Here is a 22,118-nt window from a genome sequence, read left to right on the forward strand (position 1 = left end):
TGATTCATTATGTCTGTAGTTGGCATCGGTACTGATATTATTGAAATAAGCCGTATAGAAAAAATGGCGATTAAGGTGCGAGACCGATTAGCGCTTCGTGTGTTAACGCCAATAGAATATGAAAAATACCAATCGTTAAAAACCCCTGCATTATATTTAGCCAAGCGCTGGGCAGGAAAAGAAGCCGCATCTAAAGCGCTTGGTACCGGCATAGCCAACGGGGTTTCATTTCAAAATTTTGAAATAAAATCATTAGCTTCTGGTCAGCCACAACTACTACTAAGTGGTCGTGCAGCAGAGCTAGCAACTGAATTAGGGGCTGAAAACTGGCACATTTCGCTCTCTGACGAAGCATTATATGCTACCGCGTTCGTAGTACTTTCTCGCTAGTTAACGCAATAATAAAATCTTTGTTGGTAAAATCTGTTCTATACTTACGTTAGGCACCGCTGTTTATCTGGGCTATATTGATACAATGACGTTAGTATTTATTTAACGGGTGGGTAAGTTATGCAACAACAAAAGCAACCTTTCAATGAGAGAAGGCACGAATCTCCTGAGCATTCAGTTTGGTGGGAGAAGCTGACACTCGCTCAAAAATTTTCAGCAGGTAGTCTTGGTAAGTTTGGCTATGAATTGCTTTTTATACGTAATAATAATGGACGTAGCATTGCTGTATTATCAAATAATAGTGGTACTGTTATCATTACCGAAGATGGTGAAATTGACGGTTCACCCGATATCACTATTCGTTAACGTATCTATTTAAAGGCTCCTTAGTCCGCCAATAGCAATTTATTTTGCTTTTTTTTAACTTGAAAATGACAGCGTTGTCATTGTTGGGTTTCAATGTTAATCTTATTAGTAGACAATTATCTTTTTTCATTTTAATGGAAATTTAATAAGGCGTATTCGACTTTAGTTGAGTAGTCGCACTAATTAACTTCCTATATGATGTTGTCACTGTTTTAAAAATAACCTCAAAATCTATTAGTGCTTAGATGAATATCAATAGCATTTAAGCAATAATCAACTTGATATAATATCAAGTCAGCAATGAAGGACTCAACATGAAAGAATTGAAAAGCTGTTATCCAGTTTTAGAACAAGCTAAAGCACACACTCATATTGATAGTGCAACATACGATGCGATGTACAAGCAATCGATTGAACAACCTGATGTATTTTGGGGTGAGCAAGCTGAAAAATTTCTTGATTGGTATAAACCTTGGGACAGTGTCAGTGATGTTGACTTGAAAACGGCTGATATTAAATGGTTTTCTGGTGGTAAATTAAATGTAAGTTATAACTGTATTGATCGTCACTTAGCTACTAAAGCCAATGATACAGCTATCATTTGGGAAGGCGATGATCCCAGCGACGACAAAAAAATTACTTATCAAGAATTACATGATCATGTTTGTCGTTTAGCGAACTTATTAAAAGCACGTGGTGTTAAAAAAGGTGATCGGGTTTGTATCTATATGCCGATGATCCCTGAAGTGGGTTATGCCATGTTAGCCTGTGCTCGGATTGGCGCGGTACATTCTGTTGTCTTTGGTGGTTTCTCAACTGAAGCTATACGCTCACGAGTTGCTGATGCTGATTGCCAAGTTGTTATCACTTCTGATGAAAGCTTACGTGGCGGTCGTGTTATTCCACTGAAAGTGAATGTTGATGAAGCTGTTGCCGAATGCCCCAATGTACATACGGTTATTGTTGTTGCTCGTACCGGTGGTGATGTCGCATGGAATGACAAAATAGACATCAGTTATGAAGAAGAAGTTGCCAAGCAATCAGCCGTTTGTGAACCAGAGGTCATGGATGCAGAAGATCCATTGTTCATTCTTTATACATCAGGTTCAACAGGCACACCAAAAGGTGTTTTACATACCTGTGGTGGTTATTCGCTCTATGCCGCGATGACTCATAAATATGTTTTTGACTATAAAGATGGCGAAATTTATTGGTGTACAGCAGATGCAGGTTGGATCACTGGTCACTCTTATATTTTCTATGGCCCGTTAGCTAACGGTGCAACTACACTAGTATTTGAAGGGGTACCTACTTACCCCGATGCTGGACGTTTCTGGCAAATATGTGAAAAACATAAAGTTAATATTTTTTATACTGCACCTACTGCGATAAGAGCCTTGATGAGTATTGGCGACGATTTAGTCCATCAATCAGATCTTTCATCGTTGCGTTTACTCGGTACGGTTGGCGAGCCTATTAATCCTGAAGCTTGGCATTGGTATTATGAAGTGGTTGGCAAGTCTAACTGTCCTATTGTTGATACTTGGTGGCAAACAGAAACTGGGGGTATTTTAATTACTTCATTACCCGGTGCTGTTGATATGAAACCAGGTGCAGCAGGTAAACCCTTTTTTGGTGTTCAGCCAGCATTGTTTGATAAAGAAGGTAATACACTTGCAGGTGCTGACCAAGGTTTGTTAATGATAACGGGTAGTTGGCCTGGGCAGTTACGCACAGTTTATGGCGATCATGATCGTTTTTATCAAACCTATTTAAGCCAATATCCTGGTAATTATTTTACTGGAGATGGTGCACGTCGTGATGAAGACGGATTTTATTGGATCACCGGGCGTGTTGATGATGTCCTTAATGTTTCGGGCCATCGTTTAGGTACTGCTGAAATCGAAAGTGCTTTAGTGCTTCATCCTGCTGTAGCTGAAGCTGCTGTTGTTGGTTATCCGCATGAAATTAAAGGCCAAGGTGTTTATGCTTATGTGACTTTAATGGCTAGTGCCAGTGAATCACCAGAGTTACTGAAAGAATTAACTGAGTTTGTTGCTAAAGAGTTAGGCCGTTTTGCAAAACCTGATTATATTCAGTATGCACCTGGCTTGCCAAAAACACGTTCTGGTAAAATAATGCGTCGCATCTTACGTAAAATTGCTGAAAACGATATTGATACCTTAGGGGATACATCGACCTTGGCAGATCCTAGCGTTGTAGAAAACTTAATAAGTAATCGAATTGTTCACGCTAGTTAGTCACTAACAAGCACTTAATTAAAAGCGCCTTAGGGCGCTTTTAATGTTTTTATTGGCGGGAAAGTGGCTTGAATACGTGCACTGATCTCGTCATTAGAACATGCTGCGAAAGGCCATGCTTGATTCACCCTTGGACGCTTCGCTCTGTATTCTAAATAGCCAAAGTTGTGAACAGTTACCTTCTTTACCGTCTCGGTAAATGCTCCTACGTTACTCTACTTCCTATGTCCATTTAGTCACGGCACCACGTTATACCGTTCACCCTCAACATAACCTAGAATAAAAACACTAAAACTACTGTACCTTCAAAAAAAACCCCTGTAAGATATTGTGTACAAACAGAGTAAATAATTCTTTACGATATGGCGATTAGCGGAACTATTATGAAAAACCAACAACATCGATATTATTACTAGCCCTTCTTTTGCTAAGTCACACTTAGTTCTTTTGTTCTATATTTACTTTAATAAACAATATTGCGATAAATGGAAAATACAATGTCTAACTCATTACCGAACGTTCAACCTAGTAAAGGTCCTCACATAAAAACCCTTAACGATATTCATGTCAATTCAGAAGATGTATTAATAACGCCTGATCAATTAAGAGATGAACTCCCCTTGTCAGAAAGTGGACGTAATTTCGTTAAAGCTGCCCGCAAGGTGATCGCTGACATTATTCATAAAAAAGATCATCGCTTACTCGTTATTTCAGGTCCTTGTTCTGTACATGATCTCGAGGCCGCTAAAGAATATGCCCAAAAGTTAAAAGCCTTACATGATAAGCATCAAGACAGCCTTTATATTGTTATGCGTGTTTACTTTGAAAAGCCTCGCACCACCGTTGGATGGAAAGGTTTAATAAACGATCCTCATATGGATGGTACCTTTGATGTTGAAACCGGTTTGCGTAAAGCTCGAGAATTATTGATTTACTTAACTGATTTAGGTTTGCCATTAGCCACCGAAGCGCTTGACCCCATTAGCCCGCAATACTTGGCTGAACTTTTTAGCTGGTCGGCGATTGGCGCCAGAACAACTGAGTCGCAAACACATAGAGAAATGGCGTCAGGTCTTTCTATGCCTATTGGTTTTAAAAATGGCACCAATGGTAGCCTAGATGTAGCTATTAATGCTTTGCAGTCAGCAGCGTCTTCACATCGCTTTATGGGAATAAACCGTCAAGGACAAGTATCATTGATTAAAACTTCTGGAAACCCTGATGGTCATGTTATTTTACGTGGTGGTAAGAAACCTAATTATGATGCTGCTAATGTTGCGTTATGTGAGAAAGAATTGAGTGTACAAGGTTTAGAGCCTGGTATTGTTATCGATTGTTCGCACGGTAATTCAAATAAAGATTACCGTCGCCAGCCATTGGTGGCAGAAAATGTATTTGACCAAATAATTGAAGGTAATAAATCAATTATTGGTATAATGTTAGAAAGTCATATAAATGCAGGTAACCAAAGCACTAATGGCCCGAAAGAGTCATTAAAGTATGGTGTTTCAGTCACTGATGCGTGTATTGATTTTAATGATACGGCACTTTTATTAGCAAATGCGACCGATAAACTTAATGGTGTTTTAAAGAAGCGTTTATCTTAAATCAGTATGAAGGCGAGTACGCGAAACGTAAATGAGTAAATTAATGGATAAGAAAAGTATTGCTCCTCAGTTAACCGCATTGAGAAATGAGATTGATGAGATAGATACTCAATTAGTCGAGCTATTAGCCAAGCGCCGCAGAGTTACCACTAAAGTGGGAGAGCTAAAAAGCCGAGTTGGTATGCCAATTTATGCGCCTGACCGAGAAGCTCAATTACTGACTATGCGACGTCAACAGGCGATGGAGGCAGGCGTGTCTCCAGAATTAATTGAAGATATTTTAAGACGGCTAATGAGTGACTCTTACATCAGTCAAGATGCGAGTGGCTATCAATGTGTCAATACAGAGAGTGGTAAAATAGTTGTTATCGGTGGTAACGGACAGTTAGGTAAAGTGTTTGTTGATTTATTTGAGCGCTCTGGTTATCAGGTAGCCGTTCTTGAACAAGATGACTGGCCAAATAGTGACAATATCCTTGCCCAAGCCGGTGTCGTTATTGTTGCTGTACCTATTCGCTTAACATCAATGATCATTCAAAAGCTTTCTTGTTTACCCAAAACATGCATTTTAGCTGATGTGACTAGCGTAAAAGAAATGCCACTTTATGAAATGATGAAAGTTCATCAAGGACCGGTTGTTGGTTTACACCCAATGTTTGGACCTGATGTGTCAGGGTTAATCAAACAAACAATTATTACTTGCGAAGGGCGTTTACCCGAGCAATATAATTGGTTGCTGAAACAATTTCAGGTTTGGGGAGCAAAGATTTATCCCGTCGATGCGTCGGCGCACGATCAAGCAATGTCTATGGTTCAAGTTATGAGACATTTTTCAACAATTGCTTACGGTTATCACTTAATGACTGAAGGGGCTGACATTTCTCAACTTGTTGAAATGAGTTCGCCTATTTATCGTTTAGAGTTAATTATGGTTGGTCGTTTATTTGCTCAAGATCCTGTGCTTTATACTGATATCATTTTTTCAAATCAAGATAATGTCGCGATGATGAAACGTTTCGCTTATCGGTTTCTAGAGTTGTTAGAAGATGTTGAAATGGGTGATAAAGATGCTTTTGTTACCATGTTTAGCCAAGTCTCCGATTGGTTTGGTGATTATGCTGATATCTTTTTACAAGAAAGCAAAGTCATGTTATTAAAAGCTAACGAATTAAAAAAACATTAAACATTACCGTGCTACTAAAAAATTGCTAAACAGCTAGGTTGCAGTCGCACGGATATAACATAAGCAGAGTCGCAATGATAAAAGTCCTACTCACAGTATTCACTATAGCTTTTTGCCATCTATTGTCATTATCAGTTCACGCGGAGGATAATAATGGCTTTGCCTTAGGTGTGATCAGTGAAGCTAGATTGTTGAGTGACTTTAGTGCTTTTAATAAAAACTTCAATGAGTCTTTAATTACTGAGCAAGAAAAAGAAATTGTTGCGCAGTGGCCTGAATCGTTAAAAATAGACATTTATTTTGCGACTTGGTGTCATGACAGTGAACGTGAAGTGCCTAAACTACTTAAATTACTGCAAGGCAATAAGCAAATTAGTGCGACACTTATTGCACTCGATTACCAAAAAGAAGACCCACAGCAATTAGCCAAAGAAAATAATGTCAAATACACGCCAACTATCGTTGTTTATCGAGATGAAAGTAAAACCGAAGAGCTGGGGCGAATTATTGAAAGGCCCAATACTAGTTTAGTTGCCGATATTAATCAGCTGTTACTTGATTAGCCTTTGAATATTCATAGCCTTTCAGGTCCTGCTATCAGCTTTAACCTGGTCACCTTTACCGAAGCGCTAACGCCTATATTTAACCTTAAGTAAGTCATTGAGCCAATAACCCTAGCGGTGTCACTTTTTTTTTAAAGCTAAAGTATTATCAAATAATTATTAGTGCTCAATGTTAGGCTTTTTATTAAAAACTTCTGGTGCTTGATTAATGACATTATCAATGTGTTCAAAGAATTCAAAAAATTCAGGTTCTAAGTCATCGATAGTGACACCACTTTTCAGTTCTGTTTCTATCTGATGAACAACACGTCCTAGGCTGGGTACACCCGAGTAACAGCAAGCACCGTTAAGCTTATGAATAAGTACTTTTAATTGCTCAACATCTTGCGAGGTCAATGCTTCAGAAATATTCAGTTTTGTTTCAGGCAGGCTTTGCACTAAACCTTTAAACATCTCTTTGGCAAGTTCTTCTTTATTGCCTGCTCGTTTTAATGCTAAAGGCCAGTCAATTACTTGATGGTTTCGTCGGTGCATAATCGTTGCGTTGTTAGTATCAAAAGCTTGTTGATTTAAATCTGTGTTATCGATATTTTTATTTTTCATTGTTTTAATATTTTGTGGCTGTGTTAAATCACAATATTCATAAATACAGTGACGTAACATAGCTTCGTCAATAGGCTTAGTCATATAAGAGTCAAAGCCCAGTTTCAACAGTTTATCTTTTTCTTCTTTAAGGGCATGGGCGGTTACTGCGATCACGGGAGTATTGTCATTAAAAGTGATTGCTTTAATGCTTTTTAGCGCGGAGATGCCATCCATTATCGGCATTTGAATATCCATGAATATCATTGCAAATTTTTCATGTTTACAAATATCTACCGCTTCTTGGCCATTGACGACAGTAGTAACCTCATTGACTTGTTCGAGTAAAAGTTCATTAATAAGCTTTAAATTGGCTTCATTATCGTCAACCGCCAAAATTTTAACTGGAATTTTATTGTCTTCTGACGTTGATCTCACGATATCTAGCAGGTGATTTCTCGGTAACAGTACCTTATTTAATCGCTCTGGCGTAATGGGTTTACTTAAACAGCTTTTCGCTCCACAAGCGATCAATGCTTCCTGTAAATTTGGCGAGTTACTGTTAATCGCTAAATGAATTTGAGTCACGTTTTTTGAGAGTGTGACGATAAGCTCTTTTAGCTCAACTAACGCTGTCGGCGTTATATCATGACTTATTAGAGCAAAATCAAAATGTACCTTTTCATTCAATAAATCGTTAACTTGTACTAAGTTTTGGACCGGATGAACAGCCAAGTTCCAATCGGTAAGAATTTCGCTGGTCGCAATACGGCTATGCGTATGAGGTTCAAAATAAAGAACACTTTTACCTGCTAACTCATGATTATCAAAAATATTATCAATAGAGATAGGATTTACTTCACAACGAAAAGTAAACCAAAATGTTGAACCTTGACCTTGCTCGGTAGAAAAACCCATATTGCCGTTCATTTCAGTGACTAAGCGTTGAGAAATAACTAAGCCTAATCCTGTGCCACCATAAAGCCGCGTAACACTTTTATCAGCTTGACCAAAAGCCTCAAAAATAGTTTTCTGTTGCTCATGGTTCATACCAATACCAGTATCTTTAATTGTTACTTTTAAAACCGCAATATTATTTTCAATGCGTTCGCTGTCGACATCAATATCAACAGAACCTTTGTCAGTGAATTTCATGGCGTTGCTGGTCAGGTTGATCAATACCTGCTTAATTCGCATAGCATCACCAATGAGAGCATCAGGTAATTGCGGATTAACACGTAAAGATAACTCAATATTTTTCTTATGAGATGTTGGCGCAAGCAATGTTAATGTTTCCTCGACCGCTGCTCGCATCGAGAAAGGAATGTTTTCGATAACCATTTTTCCAGCGTCTAATTTCGAAAAATCTAAAATATCATTAATAATGGCTAACAAGTTAGCTGAGGATCGCTCTATGGTTTGTAAATAATCGCGCTGGGTAATAGTCAGCGGTGTCTTTAATACCTGGCGAGTAAAACCAATAACACCATTAAGTGGTGTGCGCAGTTCGTGACTCATATTGGCTAAAAATTCTGATTTAACTTTATTCGCTTCTTGTGCTTTTCGTTTAGCGATATCAAGTTCAACGTTTTGTATTTCAAATTGCTCTAAACTTTCTCGTAAATCGGTCGTGGCTTGATCTATGCTGCCTTGCATTTCTTCTTGGTAATCACCTAATGATTGTGCCATCGCATTGACACCGTTTTTCAAAAAGTTTAATTCACCAATTAATTGTCCTGTGACTCGACTCTCTAGTTTTCCTTCTCTAATACGATCAACGGCAAGTACCATAGCGTCTATTGGACGCGTAAAGTTTTTAATCAATCGATAAGAGAAAAATGCACTAAAAACACTGCCAAGCAAGACAATAAGAAAAGAAAATAGCATCTGGTCTTGTTGTTTTAAACGTATATTACTGCTGTCAATCTGCATAGCAATATAGCCAATATTATCTTGAGACATTGAGCGAGTTGCCTCATTTATCAAAGTTTCATTAATAATAGGACTATGAAAAATAAAATCATCACCATTTTTAGAGAAAATAGTGCTGTTGGGAATAACTTGCCCTGCTTTTAGACGTAATAAATTGGCGTCACCGTGGTAAGAGCTGGTGACAAAAACTTGGTTATCTTTAGTAAAAACAGCAATACTTTTGATAATTGATGATTGACTGCGATGGGTGAAATTCATCAGATTACGCAGTTGAACACGATCTTTGTTTAACATACCTAAAGAGCTAGCAATTGCTAGGGGTTCAATAATACTTTGAGAGCGCTGCGTTAAAAACGTATTTAATTCGTCATAACGGCTATATGAAAAATAGCTAGCTATCGAGAAAGCGATCAAAGTGGTTGGCACTATGGTAAGTAAAATTACCCAATCTTTCAGACTTATTTTATGCATTATCTGCTGAACTTTAGTGTAAAATCATGACATTGAATAACCTTATCATGGCATATCGTCATATAAATTTATAGCACTTAACAGGTATATTTCGTTATGGCGAATTTTTTTAAAGCAACAGCTAAAAAACAAGAACTAGGTCAAGAAGTTAGTATCAAGGTTACTCGTCTTGATATTAACGGCTGTGGCGTAGGTTTACACAATAAAAAGCCTATATTTATTGATGGTGCTTTACCTGATGAAGTTGTAAAAGTGAAGGTTATTGAACAAAAAAACAAATATAGTCGTGGCAAGTTAATTGACGTATCCGTTGCTAATAAACGGCGTGTTGCCGCTAAGTGCCAGCACTTTCTCAGTTGTGGCGGCTGTGATTTACAGCATTTAGCCATTAGTACTCAGCTTGATTTTAAGCAGCAGAAGGTCAGTGATTTATTTTCGCGAAGCAACCACGAGCAGTCACTTCCTTGGCAAGCGCCTATCGTCAGCCAGCCTTGGCATTATCGCCGCAAGGCGCGTATTGGTGTGCAGTATAATAAAGCAGGCCAAGCCATTATTGGTTTTAGACAACGGGGCAGCAATCAGCTGATTAATATTAAAAGTTGCCCTGTACTTATCGAGCCGGTAAATAATATCTTTTTACCCTTAAGAACATTACTAAAAAAATTATCAGGTAAAAATGCTATCGGTCATATTGAAGTTATTGCCACAGAAAAAGTGACGGTAGTCGTGCGCCAGTTAGAGCCGCTGACCAAGCAAGATAAAAGTCACTGGCAAGCATTCAGTGATGATTTTTCTTGTGATGTTCTCTTTGACTTAGGTAAAGAGGTAGTAACGCTCGATAAAGCGACTTTAACTAGTTTGCACTATAGTTTAGCTGACAATATTGTTATTTCTTTTAGTAGCGACAACTTTATTCAGGTTAACCACCAAGTTAATAAAAGCATGATAAATCAAGCCATTCAATGGTTAAACTTGACCGAGCAAGATATTGTTTTAGATTTATTTTGTGGTTTAGGTAATTTTAGCTTACCAATAGCTAAAAAAGTTGCGCAAGTTGTAGGTATTGAAGGTGTTGAACTTATGGTCAGCAACGCGCATAAAAACGCTTTGCAAAATGGTTTAAGTAATTGTGAGTTTTATCAAGCTGACTTAAATAGTCATTGGAAAGAGGAAGCTTGGGCAAATAAAAAATATACTAAGCTGCTATTAGATCCCGCGCGTGCTGGCGCTTATCAAGCGTTACAACAATTAGTACATTTAAATATTAATAGCGTGCTATATGTCAGTTGTGATCCGGCAACCTTAGCCAAAGATAGTGAATTATTGCTAGCACAGGGTTATCGCATTGAAAAAATATCCTTAATGGATATGTTTTCTCAAACAAAGCATATTGAGACTATGGTATTGTTTGTGAAGTAGACATTCATTTTTTTTCTAAAATTTAGTAGGTTATTTTTATGGTTTCGGTACGTAAATCTCATCAAATATCGGAAATAAATTTTGAGCAATGGTTAAGTTCATTGGAGCTTAGTGAACAAAAAAATCAAGCACTTGAAAAGCTTTGGCAGCAAGTCAGTGATTTTTATGTTGACCAGCAAGAATGCCAGACTAAGTCTTTAGAGATGGTTGAGATCCTCGCCAGTTTGAATTTAGATCGCGATTCTTTATGTGCTGCATTTTTACTGCCGTTATATGAATACCAATGCATATCATTAGAATATATAGAAGAAAACTTTTCTAAGAAAATTCTAAATTTATGTAATGGCGTTAGCCAAATGCAAGCGATAAAGACATTACAGCAAGGCCAGTCTAATCAAGTGTCGGCCAATCAAGTTGATAATATTCGTAAGATGTTAGTTGCCATGGTTGACGATGTTCGTGCTGTTGTTATTAAACTTGCCGAGCGAGTCTGTTACTTAAGGCTGGTAAAAAATGCCGATGAAGAAACGCGAGTTTTAGCTGCCAAAGAAACCGCCAATATTTATGCACCTCTCGCTAATAGACTAGGCATTGGTCAATTAAAATGGGAGCTTGAAGATATTTCCTTTCGCTACCTTCATCCCAAGGTGTACAAAAATATAGCCCAACAATTAGATGAAAAACGCTTAGACCGTGAACAATATATGGCTAATTTTGTGAGTAATCTTAGTGGGCAATTACAAGATTTAAATATTGCCGGTGAAGTGTATGGTCGGCCCAAGCATATTTTTAGCATTTGGAAAAAAATGCAGCAAAAATCGCTTGGTTTTGAACAACTTTTTGATGTTAGAGCCGTGAGGGTTGTTGTTGATAAACTTCAAGATTGTTATGGCGCATTAGGTATAGTTCATACCAGTTGGCAGCATTTACCTAACGAATTTGATGATTATGTCGCCACACCAAAACCTAATGGTTATCAATCGATTCATACGGTTGTATTAGGTCCAGAAGGCAAATCAGTAGAAGTACAAATAAGAACTCAGCAAATGCACGATGATGCAGAAATGGGTGTTGCGGCTCATTGGCGTTATAAAGAAGGCAGCACTGGCAGTAAGAACACGGATAAAAAAACTGGTTTTGATGAAAAAGTTAGCTGGCTAAGAAAAATTTTACAATGGCAAGATGACGTCAGCGAAAGTGGCGATTTACTCGATGAATTACGTAGTCAGGTCTTTGAAGACCGTATTTATGTATTTACACCTAACGGCGATGTTATTGATTTACCTGCTGGCTCTACACCTTTAGATTTTGCTTACTATATTCATTCAAATGTAGGTCATTGTTGCATCGGCGCGAAAGTCTCTGGACGGATTGTACCTTTTACTTACCGCTTAAAAACAGGCGATCAAGTCGAAGTGTTAACCAGTAAAACACCTAATCCAAGTCGTGATTGGTTAAACCCTAATCTGCATTATACCCATGCACCTAGAACACGGTCAAAAATTCAACATTTTTTTAGATTACTCGACCGTGATAAACATATTGCCATAGGTAAAGAACAGTTAGAGACAGAATTATCTAAAATCGATTTGACCGAGACTGATTTAATGTCAGCGAGTAGGCGCTTTAATATAAAATCGATTGATGATTTATATGCAGCTATTGGCTCAGGTAATGCCCGTTTAATGCAAGTGATTAATCATTTGCAATATCATGACGAGAAAAACAAACCACCGGTAGATCTTGACCCACAAAGTTTGGTCAAACCTCAACAGGCACAACAAAAATCTCAAACCGATGCTAATGGCATTACGGTATCGGGTGTCGGTAATTTATTAACGCATATGGCAAAATGTTGTCATCCGGTGCCAGGCGATGATATTGCTGGCTTTATTACTCAGGGACGGGGTATCTCGGTGCATCGCAATGATTGTGACCAATTAGCGAATTCGTTAGTTCAGCAACCTGAACGAGAAGTAGAAGTACAATGGGGTGAGCAGAATCAACAGAGCTATCTAGCAACAGTGAAAGTTATAGCGAGTGACCGTCAAGGTTTAGTGCGTGATATTTCTACGATTGTTTCCAATGAACGGGTCAGTATTGTTGGCATGGAAAGCCGTTCTGATCCAAGCAAGCAAACAGTCGCTATGTTGTTAAATATTGAAATTCCAAATAATGAAATATTAGGACGTTTAATTGGCAAATTACTTCAACTTGATGATGTATTAGAAGTTAAGCGACTCTAGTTGTATTTTATCTACCTTATGGAAAATGTATAAATATGTTAACTGAACAAGCCTCAATGAATAAGCTACGTTGGATCATGACCGAGTTACGCGACCCTAAAACAGGGTGCCCGTGGGATATCAAGCAAGACTTTGCTTCGATAGTACCGCATACCATTGAAGAAGCCTACGAAGTTGCTGATGCGGTCATTGACGCTGTTGAACAGCAAGACTTCTCAGAATTAGAAAAAGAATTAGGTGACTTGTTATTTCAGATTGTTTTCTATAGTCAGCTCGGGCAAGAACAAAAACAATTTGATTTTGACAGTGTCGTCGCGGCCATTTGTGAGAAACTCATTCGTCGACACCCTCATGTCTTTGGCGATAAAAATCTAACATCTGATGCAGAGATTAATGCCAATTGGGAAAATGAAAAAGCGCAAGAAAGACAACAAAAAAACCTCAACGAACACATCAGTATTTTAGCCGATATTCCGCGAAATTTACCCGCACTTTCTCAAGCCGCTAAAATTCAAAAACGCTGCGCACATGCTGGTTTTGACTGGCATAACATTGAAGATGTCTTTGCTAAGGTTGTCGAAGAAGTCGAAGAAGTTCATCTTGAAATTGAGCAAAATAATCCGCAAGCGCTCGCTGAAGAATTAGGTGACTTAATGTTTGCCGTTGTCAATCTTTGTCGCCATGCCAAACAAGACCCTGAGCAGTTATTACGCCAAGCAAATCAGAAATTTACAAAACGGTTTCATGGTGTTGAAAAACAAGTGGCAAGCTCTGGCGTAGAATTTGAACAACATTCGCTAGAAAAACTTGAAGAATATTGGCAACAAGTCAAACTTGATGAGAAACAACGATGAAAGAAAATCTTCCCCAATTAGCCGACTGTCTACTCGCACTAGATAATAATATTGCTACGCTAACCTTTAATCGCCATGACGTACGTAATGCGCTAACAAGTACCGCAATTGCTGATGATATTGTTACCACCGTCGAGTGGGTTAATAAAACGGCTGATGTGGCTGTGCTGATTATTACCGGTGCCGGCTCTGCGTTTTCATCGGGGGGAAATATTAAAGATATGGCTGAACGTGGTGGTGATTTTGCTGGTGATGTACAAGAACTTGAAGCTCGTTATCGTCAAGGAATTCAGCGCATTCCACTAGCATTACATAAATGTGAAGTCCCTATTATTGCTGCTGTTAATGGTGCAGCAATCGGTGCCGGTTTCGATGTTGCTAATATGTGTGATATCCGAATAGCCTCAACAAAAGCTAAGTTTGGCGAAACATTTGCTAATTTAGGTCTTATTCCAGGGGATGGTGGTGCATGGTTTATGCAGCGAGTTATTGGTTATCAAAAAGCCGCGGAGTTAACTTTTACAGGCAGAATAATTAATGCCGATGAAGCGAAAGAAATGGGGGTGGTGTTAAATGTTGTTGATGCTGAGTGTTTAATGGATAACGTTATGGCTTTAGCAAATGAAATTGCCAGTAAACCAACGGCGGCAATGCGTTTAACTAAGCGGTTAATGAAAATGGCACAACGTACCGACTTACCAGACTTTCTTGATATTTGTGCGGTATTTCAAGGAATGTGTCATAACAACCCTGAGCATTTAGACGCGGTAAACGTGATGATGGAAAAGCTGGCTAAATAAAGGAGCGTTCCCCTTTAACACCGATGTGAACAGCATATAAGGTTGATACATATTGATATAGTAGAAAACAGGATGTCTGATAACAGACATCCTGGACTTAATACTGTTGCAAATTACGACTCTGCAATATCGGCATTATGATAAACGTTTTGTACATCATCACAATCATCTAACATAGCGATAAATTTCTCGAAATTTGCTGTGTCATCTTCACCGGTAATTTCAGTGTAGGTTTGCGGTACCCAAGTGATTTCTTCAACTTCTAAATCAAACTCTGGCATTGAATTAGCAAATTCAGTTTTTATTTTGAAAAACTCAGTATGTGGTGCATAAACAGTAATGATACCGTCTTCAAGTTCAACATCTGTTACATCAATGTCAGCCATCATTAAGGTTTCTAATACAGTTTCATCATCTTCGCCTTGAAAAGCAAAGACAGCTTGATGATTAAACATATGAGAAACGGTGCCCGATGAACCAATTTTAGAATAGGTCTTGGTAAAACATTGGCGAACATCTTTAATCGTTCTATTACCGTTATCCGTTAAACAATCAATAATAACCATACAGTTACCTGGACCAAAACCTTCATACCTTGCGGCAACAAAATCTTCGCCTCCAGCGCCTGATGCTTTCTTTATTGCATTTTCAATGACGTGAGTAGGTACTTGATCTTTTTTAGCTCTATCGATTAAGCCACGTAGTGTTAGGTTACCATCTGGGTCAACACCGCCTTCTTTGGCACTTACATAAATTGCTTTACCGTATTTTGAATAAACTTTAGTTTTTGCGCCTGCTGTTTTCGCCATTGATAATTTGCGATTTTGGTATGCTCTGCCCATCTGAATGCATCTCGTCGTTCTTAATAAATTGATGGGCTAGATTCTACCCGCTGAAGTCAATTTTGACTAGCCTGTAGTGAATTAATCATCGATATTTTTATTTTGAACGCCATTAAATCATAGCTAAGGGACTTGAACTCTTGGTTAATTAGTGGAGCAAAATATTGCTAAAGATAAACTGACATGATTTTAGTAAAACCTTAAATAACTTCTGTCAGTAATAACAGTGAATATTGTCAGCCATTTAAATGAAATAGACACTAAGGTAATCTTTTTTTATTATCTTCATTGGAAAGTGTTATTTTTTTAGTAGTGTTTCTGCTTTTGCGCCAAGGTAAACATATAGGCCTAAACCAACAAGTAGGCCAACTGAAGTAGCCATCATAGCAACAGCATTAACTAAATATTCAGGGGAGCCAAGTACTGACTTAAACATTAGCAATAAAGCTTCTATTGAAACGGCAATTAAGATAGTGGCAATAAATCGAGTTATTGTTCGTCTTGTTGAACTATGGCGTAATATATCTTTTTGCATTAACACTTCTTCTTCTATCGTTGTTTTGCCTAAGTCGAAAATGGCCAGTGCTAAGGTCAGAAAAATAATAATACCAAAAGGTTTTATTTGTAGATCTTCAGGGGTTGGTGAGAGTAATAAATTAACTATTTCGCTACCGGCAGAATATAAAAGAATACCGACAATAAAGAATAGTCCAACGACAATACATGAATAGACACTGACGAAAAAAGGATGGAATTTTTTTCTTTTTACATCCCCCATTAAAAATTCAATGGCTTGAGCTAAGTTAATATCAATCACCAATACACCAATAACATCACCATTTTTATTAGCATATTTCATTGATGTAGAAATACATAGATTATGGCTAGAGGTTGATAAATAAGGCTCAGTAACAATGATGGTATTATTTTTATCTGCCTTTATATAATAGGGGCGATAAGAGCGGTCTATCCCAAGGCCTTCGGCAATACTTTTATTTATATTATTCTTCTTAGAAATATTTTTACTACTTTGAACGCCATCGCTATCTAAAGTGAACATCAACTCAATAAAAGGGTAATGTTTAGTTAGCCAGAGCATTGAAGTTTGTAGCAGGGTTTCGTCTTTAAAAAAGTTTTCATCAAAGGCTCCTGCGACGATTGACGCCATAAGTTCATGAATAGCATTGTGATATTCATGATATCTATCTATTACACTTATATAATTCATTAAACTCTACTTTGATGATAAATATTATTTAGGGGGGAGTAGCAAGTTGAATAGGGTTAACCTACAGGTGTTTATATTATGAATAAGCTGGGTGGGAAAGTAGCAACGCCATTGATATCCTGAAATATTTAGCGATTTCTGCTTGCGCTGCTACCGTTTATTAAATAAGCCATTCATTTACCTTGGTTGTCGAATTTCGTTAAAATTTTGGCTATTCTCTGTTTCTTCAATATCCCACTGACTCACAGATAAGTGCTTGATGTTAATGAGTAAACTGGTAAAAGATGAAATACTATTTAGCATGCGTTTGATCATGATATATCTCCTGAAATCTAGTGTTAAGTTATTGATTAATCTGCAATCAGTGGTGAGGTTTCTGAAAGTGATGCCAATCGATATGCTTTTTGCTTGATAATTTTTAAGTTACCTAACGTAATTGTGTTTTCATCAATTAATATCGCTTGGTTTAAATCAGCTAGGGCACCGCTAATATCATTGTTTTTGTACCTTGAAATACCACGATTACTGTAACTTAATGACTTAAGGTAAAGTCCAATGGTGTTATTTAAGTTCATGGCCTCAATACTGTCGATTGCCGCAGTACATGCTAACTCTGACTGTTCTGCATTATCAGCTTGCAAATAGGCAACACATAAACTCATATGGCTGTTATACGAACTTTCATCTTGATGGCGTTTGGTGAGTTTCTTAATGCTTTTATTAAAATTGCCTTTAACAATATCTTGAGTACCTCTGGCATCTTTAACTACCGCAACTTTTAATGCGGTGTCACTTTCAAAAGCTGATACAGGGTTACTTACTAGTAAAGTTATCAATAATGGGGTTAATAAAGCTAATGTAGTTTTCATTTTTTTTCTCTCTATTTAAAAGCGCATCCGGTTGATGCAGGTCTACTATAGAAATTTTCATTTCGCGAGACAAACGATTAAAATCGACGTATTGAGTGAATAAATTTCATCTATCATTGGCATCGTTATTCGTTGTTATTGGCGAAGGTTTCTTTAACCCAGTCAGCAAATAAAGTTAGCTCAGTTTTATTTTCCATATTTTCATGTTGGATCAAATAGTATTTGTCATTGGTATTGAGTTCTTCATCGAAGAGTTTTACTAATAACTGTTCAGTAAACCATGTTTTACTGATTGGAAGAGGCACTAATGCTATGCCCATTCCTTGTTGAGCCGCTCGTGCAACGCCAAACATACTGTCAAACTGTATAATTTGTTTTGGATCAAAATCATTAATATTGACGTTGTCGGCCCATTGATGCCATGACCAAGGACGAGAGCGGTGTAAAATCAGTGGGGTATTTCTTAATGCCGAAGTCCCCATGCTTTTAAGTTTTTTATAAAGTTTTTTATTACAAGCTGGGGTATAACGCACAGGGAATAATTCATGAACAATACTCGCATTTGGCTTGCCATTCGCCAATACTATCGATAAATCAGCAATTTGTGAGGGTTCACTGCCTGATTTTATCGTTTCTAATTGTAAGTTTATTTCTGGATTTTTTTCAGACCATGTACTTAACTGAGGAATAAATAACTCACTGGCAAAAAACTCAGGCAAACTAATGACAATAGTTTTATTTTGTTGATTATGAGTGAACTCCGAAATTGTTGATTCAAGCTGATGAATTATCGGTTGAATAGATTGATAAAACTGTTTCCCTGAACTGGTTAGCTCTATTGAACGTGTTCCTCTTTTAAAGAGGTCAAAACCTAATTGTTCCTCTAGCTGTTTTATTTGATGGCTAACCGCTGAAGGTGTTAAAAACAATTGTGCGGCAGCATGTTTGAAGCTTAAACATTTTGAAGCCACGCAGAATGACCGTAAACCACGGATGGGTGTTTGAATAGGCATGTGAGTAAAATAAATTGATGAAGACAAATAGTAATAGCAATAGTTATACCGAAATGTAACTCATTGATATTATTGTTAATACGATTTTTATAAAACGGCCGTTTTTTTCGGTTTGCACCATGTTGGTTCATTTGCACTATAAGAACAATCTGTTTATAGAATTATAAGCAGAAAAAAAGGACATCAATGATGTCCTTAAATGTAGCAGTTTAGCAATACAAACAGGTGTTTTTAAAGAATCTATAAATTATTATTAGAGCGACTCAACAAACAACTGCATCGTAAATTGATTTATTAGGCACAGCAAACGAGATAAATTCATTCGATGGATCAATATTTTTCACCTATAAAATTAAATGGGAATAAATCATGCTATTAAAAAGGTATTTTTTACCCATCAACATAGTGTAATCAAGGGCGTTGTAAAATTATTAGCAAGTGTCAGTATTCAGTATAATTGAGATCAATAATGCTCATTCATTAGAAATTTATTCGCTAGGCACAGTAAGTAAGATCCATCTTATAAAAGTCAGCTTATTTAATCGCCTAGCTAAAAAAAAGCTAAAAAAAAAGGACATCAAATGATGTCCTTAAAATGAAACAATTTAACAATATAAGCAGTACTATTAAAGAATCGGGGAAGATTCAAAATACAAATGCATCGTAAATTGATTCGTCAGTCACAGCAAACGAGATAAATTCATCTGATAGGTTAACTTTTTTCATCTATCAATTTTTATACAATTAATAAGTGTTTTCGGGCTTATAGCCCTTATGGTATTCGCAACTTACGCGCTTTATTTACATTATAGATTGTTGCAGGTTATGTTCAGTTAATGACGCTATGACTACTGATAAATTAAACGTTAATATAAAATTTTTATATATTGATGATCAATATTTTGATTGGTACGTATTTTACTATGGTGTTAAAAAATTAAAAAAATGATTTAAAGGTCGAGGTAATAATGAAAAGTTTCGAAGTGAATTTTGATGGTTTAGTGGGGCCAACCCATAATTATGCGGGGCTTTCTGAGGGGAATGTTGCCTCATTATCAAATACTAATAACAGCTCAAACCCTAAAGAAGCAGCCTTGCAAGGTTTGAAAAAAATGAAAGCGTTGCACGATATGGGGTTAAAACAAGGCGTATTTGCTCCTCAAGAACGTCCTGACCTCTATACGCTTAAAAGATTGGGCTTTCACGGCAGCGATGCGCAAATATTGTCAGCAGCTTATAAAGCTTCGCCAACACTACTCGCCGCTTGTTGTTCTGCATCAACGATGTGGACAGCCAATGCAGCAACCGTTTCACCATCAGCGGATACGGTTGATAAAAAGGTCCATTTTACCTCAGCTAATTTAGCGAATAAGTTTCATCGTTCACTCGAACCTGAAACGACCAGTAAAATCCTTAAAGCTATGTTCAACGATGATAAGTATTTTCAGCATCATCAGCACCTTAACGATAATGAACACTTTGGTGATGAAGGGGCTGCTAACCATACGCGATTATGTGAAGGCTATGGAGATACTGGTGTAGAGATCTTTACTTATGGTCGCTATGCTTTTAATCGAAATAAACCAGCACCCGTTAAGTTTCCTGCTCGTCAAACGTTGGAGGCGAGTCAGGCGATCGCAAGATTACATGGCCTTTCTGAAGATAAAGCTGTTTTTGTTCAACAAAACCCCGATATTATCGATCAAGGTGTTTTTCATAATGACGTGATTGCCGTCGGTAACCAGAATGTTTTTCTTTACCATGAGCAAGCATATTTAAATACGGCAGAATTCAAAGCCGAAGTCACTCGAAAGTATAACGGCGATAAACTGCACTTTCTTGAAGTTTCAACCGAGCAAGTGTCGATTGAAGCAGCGGTTAATACGTATTTATTTAATACTCAAATTGTCACATTAGCTGATAATTCTATGGCTATTATTGCCCCGATGCATTGTCGGGAAAATAGTCAGGTTAATCATTACCTACAAACATTAATTGCTGGTGATAACCCAATAAATCATGTTGAGTTTTTTGATGTCAATGAAAGTATGAAAAATGGTGGTGGTCCGGCATGTTTACGCCTAAGAGTTGCGCTCACCGAGCAAGAGTTACTTGGGGTTAATCCTGACTGCTTGCTAACACCAGCATTATATAACCGATTAGTGACTTGGGTTAATCGTCATTATCGCGACAAATTAGTCATAGATGATTTACGAGACCCACAATTAATTATTGAGTCACGCACGGCATTAGATGAACTTTCACAAATCTTATCTTTAGGTGCAGTTTATCGTTTTCAACAATAATTATATACTTGCACAATAAGTGACTTTGAGCAGCCGTTTTTAACTAGAAACGTGCTGCTTTTAGTTAACCTAGGTATTTAAGACACAAATAGCTGATGCCAGCGATTAATGGTAAATAGACAAGCCTAATTCTTCTGCAATACCTTCTACTAACTTCATACCAACAACAGAATTACCAAAACTGTTTAACGGTGGGCTCCATGTACAGATCACGCCATAATTTGGCACGATAGCAATTAAACCACCACCCACACCACTTTTAGCTGGTAAACCGACAGAAAAAGCGAACTCACCAGATTGATCATACATACCACTGGTTGACAATATTGCATTAACGCGATGTGCATCTTTTGGACTACAAATAACCCGTTTCGTTAATGGGTCGACACCTTTGTTGGCTAAAAATAGTAAGCTTTGCGCGAGCTGCTCGCAACTCATGCTAATTGAACACTGAGTAAAATAATGGCTGAGTACATCTGGAATTTCGGCTTCAATATTACCAAAGCTTTTCATTAAGTAGGCTAGGGCGGCATTACGATTACCATGGGTGAATTCAGATTGATAAACTTCAAGGTCAACGCGAATGTCTTCATTATTTGCTAGCTTCCTAACAAAGCCTAAAAAAGCCAACTTACTTGCTGAGTAATGACTGGTTAATACGTCAGCCACTAATAAAGCACCCGCATTTATTACCGGATTTCTGGGGATACCTTTTTCCCACTCCAACTGAATAATAGAATTGAAAGGTTGACCTGAGGGCTCCATTCTTACGCGTTGCCACAAAGAATCACCTAGGCGATTCATCGCCATTACTAAACCAAATATTTTTGAAATACTTTGAATAGAAAAAGCGTGCTGATAATCACCGGCGCCAACTATTTTTCCGTCAATGGTCGCGACTGCTATGCCGGCAAAGTCGGCTTTTACACTAGCAAGAGCAGGAATATAATCGGCTACAGCACCCTCGACAAAGCTATCACGGTAAGAAAGCAGTAATGCGTTTAGCTTACCTTGTAAGTCAACTATGTTGTTTTTCATATAATGGCTCGATGTTAAAAGTGCAGAGGCGCTATTATGCACAAAATAAATGCGAGATGTTGCCTTAAAGAGACTTATTTAACGCTTTGATCTTAAATAAGTACTCAACAATTAATGAGCTAATCATGCACTTTAGCTTTTTCTTGAG

The 22,118-nt window shown here is 37.6% G+C and carries 18 protein-coding genes; 11 read left to right on the forward strand and 7 right to left on the reverse strand.

Annotated elements, in window-relative coordinates; all coding sequences use genetic code 11:
- Nucleotides 1-9 precede the first annotated feature (9 nt).
- The 6 genes from acpS (at nt 10) to H4J62_RS00170 (ending at nt 6,370) form a co-directional block, all read left to right on the forward strand.
- Entirely contained in the window at nt 10-390 is a 381-nt protein-coding gene (gene acpS / locus H4J62_RS00145; RefSeq protein WP_070374732.1) for a holo-ACP synthase, read from the forward strand.
- A gap of 120 nt (nt 391-510) precedes the next feature.
- Nucleotides 511-756, forward strand: coding sequence for a hypothetical protein (locus tag H4J62_RS00150; protein ID WP_182213382.1), 246 nt, complete (start codon nt 511-513; stop codon nt 754-756).
- 314 nt (nt 757-1,070) lie between these two features.
- Nucleotides 1,071-3,017: an acetate--CoA ligase gene (gene acs / locus H4J62_RS00155; protein ID WP_182213384.1), complete on the forward strand. Its 1,947-nt coding sequence runs from the start codon at nt 1,071-1,073 to the stop codon at nt 3,015-3,017.
- A 497-nt stretch (nt 3,018-3,514) separates the two neighbouring features.
- Nucleotides 3,515-4,624 (forward strand): 3-deoxy-7-phosphoheptulonate synthase, encoded by a 1,110-nt coding sequence (locus H4J62_RS00160; RefSeq protein WP_182213385.1) that lies wholly within the window; start codon nt 3,515-3,517, stop codon nt 4,622-4,624.
- A gap of 31 nt (nt 4,625-4,655) precedes the next feature.
- On the forward strand, nt 4,656-5,807 hold the full coding sequence (gene tyrA / locus H4J62_RS00165; protein ID WP_259364806.1) for a bifunctional chorismate mutase/prephenate dehydrogenase: 1,152 nt from the start codon (nt 4,656-4,658) through the stop codon (nt 5,805-5,807).
- 74 nt (nt 5,808-5,881) lie between these two features.
- Nucleotides 5,882-6,370 (forward strand): thioredoxin family protein, encoded by a 489-nt coding sequence (locus tag H4J62_RS00170; protein ID WP_182213387.1) that lies wholly within the window; start codon nt 5,882-5,884, stop codon nt 6,368-6,370.
- Between the two features lie 159 nt (nt 6,371-6,529).
- Here H4J62_RS00170 and barA read toward each other — a convergent pair whose 3' ends face one another.
- Nucleotides 6,530-9,355, reverse strand: coding sequence for a two-component sensor histidine kinase BarA (barA, locus tag H4J62_RS00175; RefSeq protein WP_182213389.1), 2,826 nt, complete (start codon nt 9,353-9,355; stop codon nt 6,530-6,532).
- Nucleotides 9,356-9,451: 96 nt separating this feature from the next.
- Between barA and rlmD the strand changes: the two genes are divergently transcribed.
- From rlmD to H4J62_RS00195, 4 genes are read left to right on the forward strand one after another with little or no spacing between them, the layout of a single operon-like run.
- Nucleotides 9,452-10,774 carry a 23S rRNA (uracil(1939)-C(5))-methyltransferase RlmD gene (gene rlmD / locus H4J62_RS00180; RefSeq protein WP_182213391.1) on the forward strand — a complete coding sequence of 441 codons (1,323 nt, stop codon included), beginning with the start codon at nt 9,452-9,454 and terminating at the stop codon, nt 10,772-10,774.
- A 38-nt stretch (nt 10,775-10,812) separates the two neighbouring features.
- Nucleotides 10,813-13,020 carry a GTP diphosphokinase gene (relA, locus tag H4J62_RS00185; RefSeq protein WP_182213392.1) on the forward strand — a complete coding sequence of 736 codons (2,208 nt, stop codon included), beginning with the start codon at nt 10,813-10,815 and terminating at the stop codon, nt 13,018-13,020.
- 35 nt (nt 13,021-13,055) lie between these two features.
- Nucleotides 13,056-13,874 (forward strand): nucleoside triphosphate pyrophosphohydrolase, encoded by an 819-nt coding sequence (gene mazG, locus H4J62_RS00190; RefSeq protein ID WP_182213394.1) that lies wholly within the window; start codon nt 13,056-13,058, stop codon nt 13,872-13,874.
- Nucleotides 13,871-14,674 carry an enoyl-CoA hydratase-related protein gene (locus H4J62_RS00195; RefSeq protein WP_182213395.1) on the forward strand — a complete coding sequence of 268 codons (804 nt, stop codon included), beginning with the start codon at nt 13,871-13,873 and terminating at the stop codon, nt 14,672-14,674. The genes mazG and H4J62_RS00195 overlap by 4 nt, the downstream gene beginning before the upstream one ends.
- A 113-nt stretch (nt 14,675-14,787) precedes the next feature.
- On the opposite strand, the gene H4J62_RS00200 is transcribed toward H4J62_RS00195, so the two are convergent.
- The 5 genes from H4J62_RS00200 to H4J62_RS00220 all read right to left on the reverse strand — a co-directional run bounded on the left by H4J62_RS00200 (nt 14,788) and on the right by H4J62_RS00220 (nt 18,620).
- Complete coding sequence (locus H4J62_RS00200; RefSeq protein ID WP_070374723.1) at nt 14,788-15,516, reverse strand: YebC/PmpR family DNA-binding transcriptional regulator; 729 nt, start codon at nt 15,514-15,516, stop codon at nt 14,788-14,790.
- A 298-nt stretch (nt 15,517-15,814) separates the two neighbouring features.
- Nucleotides 15,815-16,744: a PDC sensor domain-containing protein gene (locus H4J62_RS00205; RefSeq protein ID WP_182213396.1), complete on the reverse strand. Its 930-nt coding sequence runs from the start codon at nt 16,742-16,744 to the stop codon at nt 15,815-15,817.
- Between the two features lie 177 nt (nt 16,745-16,921).
- The gene (locus H4J62_RS00210) at nt 16,922-17,059 is read right to left on the reverse strand and encodes a hypothetical protein (RefSeq protein ID WP_157470871.1); all 138 of its coding nucleotides are present in this window, start codon (nt 17,057-17,059) and stop codon (nt 16,922-16,924) included.
- A gap of 35 nt (nt 17,060-17,094) precedes the next feature.
- Nucleotides 17,095-17,613: a hypothetical protein gene (locus H4J62_RS00215; RefSeq protein ID WP_070374721.1), complete on the reverse strand. Its 519-nt coding sequence runs from the start codon at nt 17,611-17,613 to the stop codon at nt 17,095-17,097.
- Nucleotides 17,614-17,738: 125 nt separating this feature from the next.
- Complete coding sequence (locus H4J62_RS00220) at nt 17,739-18,620, reverse strand: LysR family transcriptional regulator (RefSeq protein ID WP_231907471.1); 882 nt, start codon at nt 18,618-18,620, stop codon at nt 17,739-17,741.
- Nucleotides 18,621-19,594: 974 nt separating this feature from the next.
- On the opposite strand from H4J62_RS00220, the gene astB reads away from it, so the two are divergent.
- Nucleotides 19,595-20,932 carry an N-succinylarginine dihydrolase gene (gene astB / locus H4J62_RS00225; protein WP_182213397.1) on the forward strand — a complete coding sequence of 446 codons (1,338 nt, stop codon included), beginning with the start codon at nt 19,595-19,597 and terminating at the stop codon, nt 20,930-20,932.
- A gap of 105 nt (nt 20,933-21,037) precedes the next feature.
- Here astB and glsB read toward each other — a convergent pair whose 3' ends face one another.
- A complete protein-coding gene (glsB, locus tag H4J62_RS00230) occupies nt 21,038-21,970 on the reverse strand; it encodes a glutaminase B (RefSeq protein WP_182213398.1) in 933 nt (310 codons plus the stop codon).
- Between the last annotated feature and the right edge of the window lie 148 nt (nt 21,971-22,118).

The sequence above is a fragment of the Colwellia sp. BRX8-5 genome (assembly GCF_014077325.1).
Taxonomy (GTDB): Bacteria; Pseudomonadota; Gammaproteobacteria; order Enterobacterales; family Alteromonadaceae; genus Colwellia_A.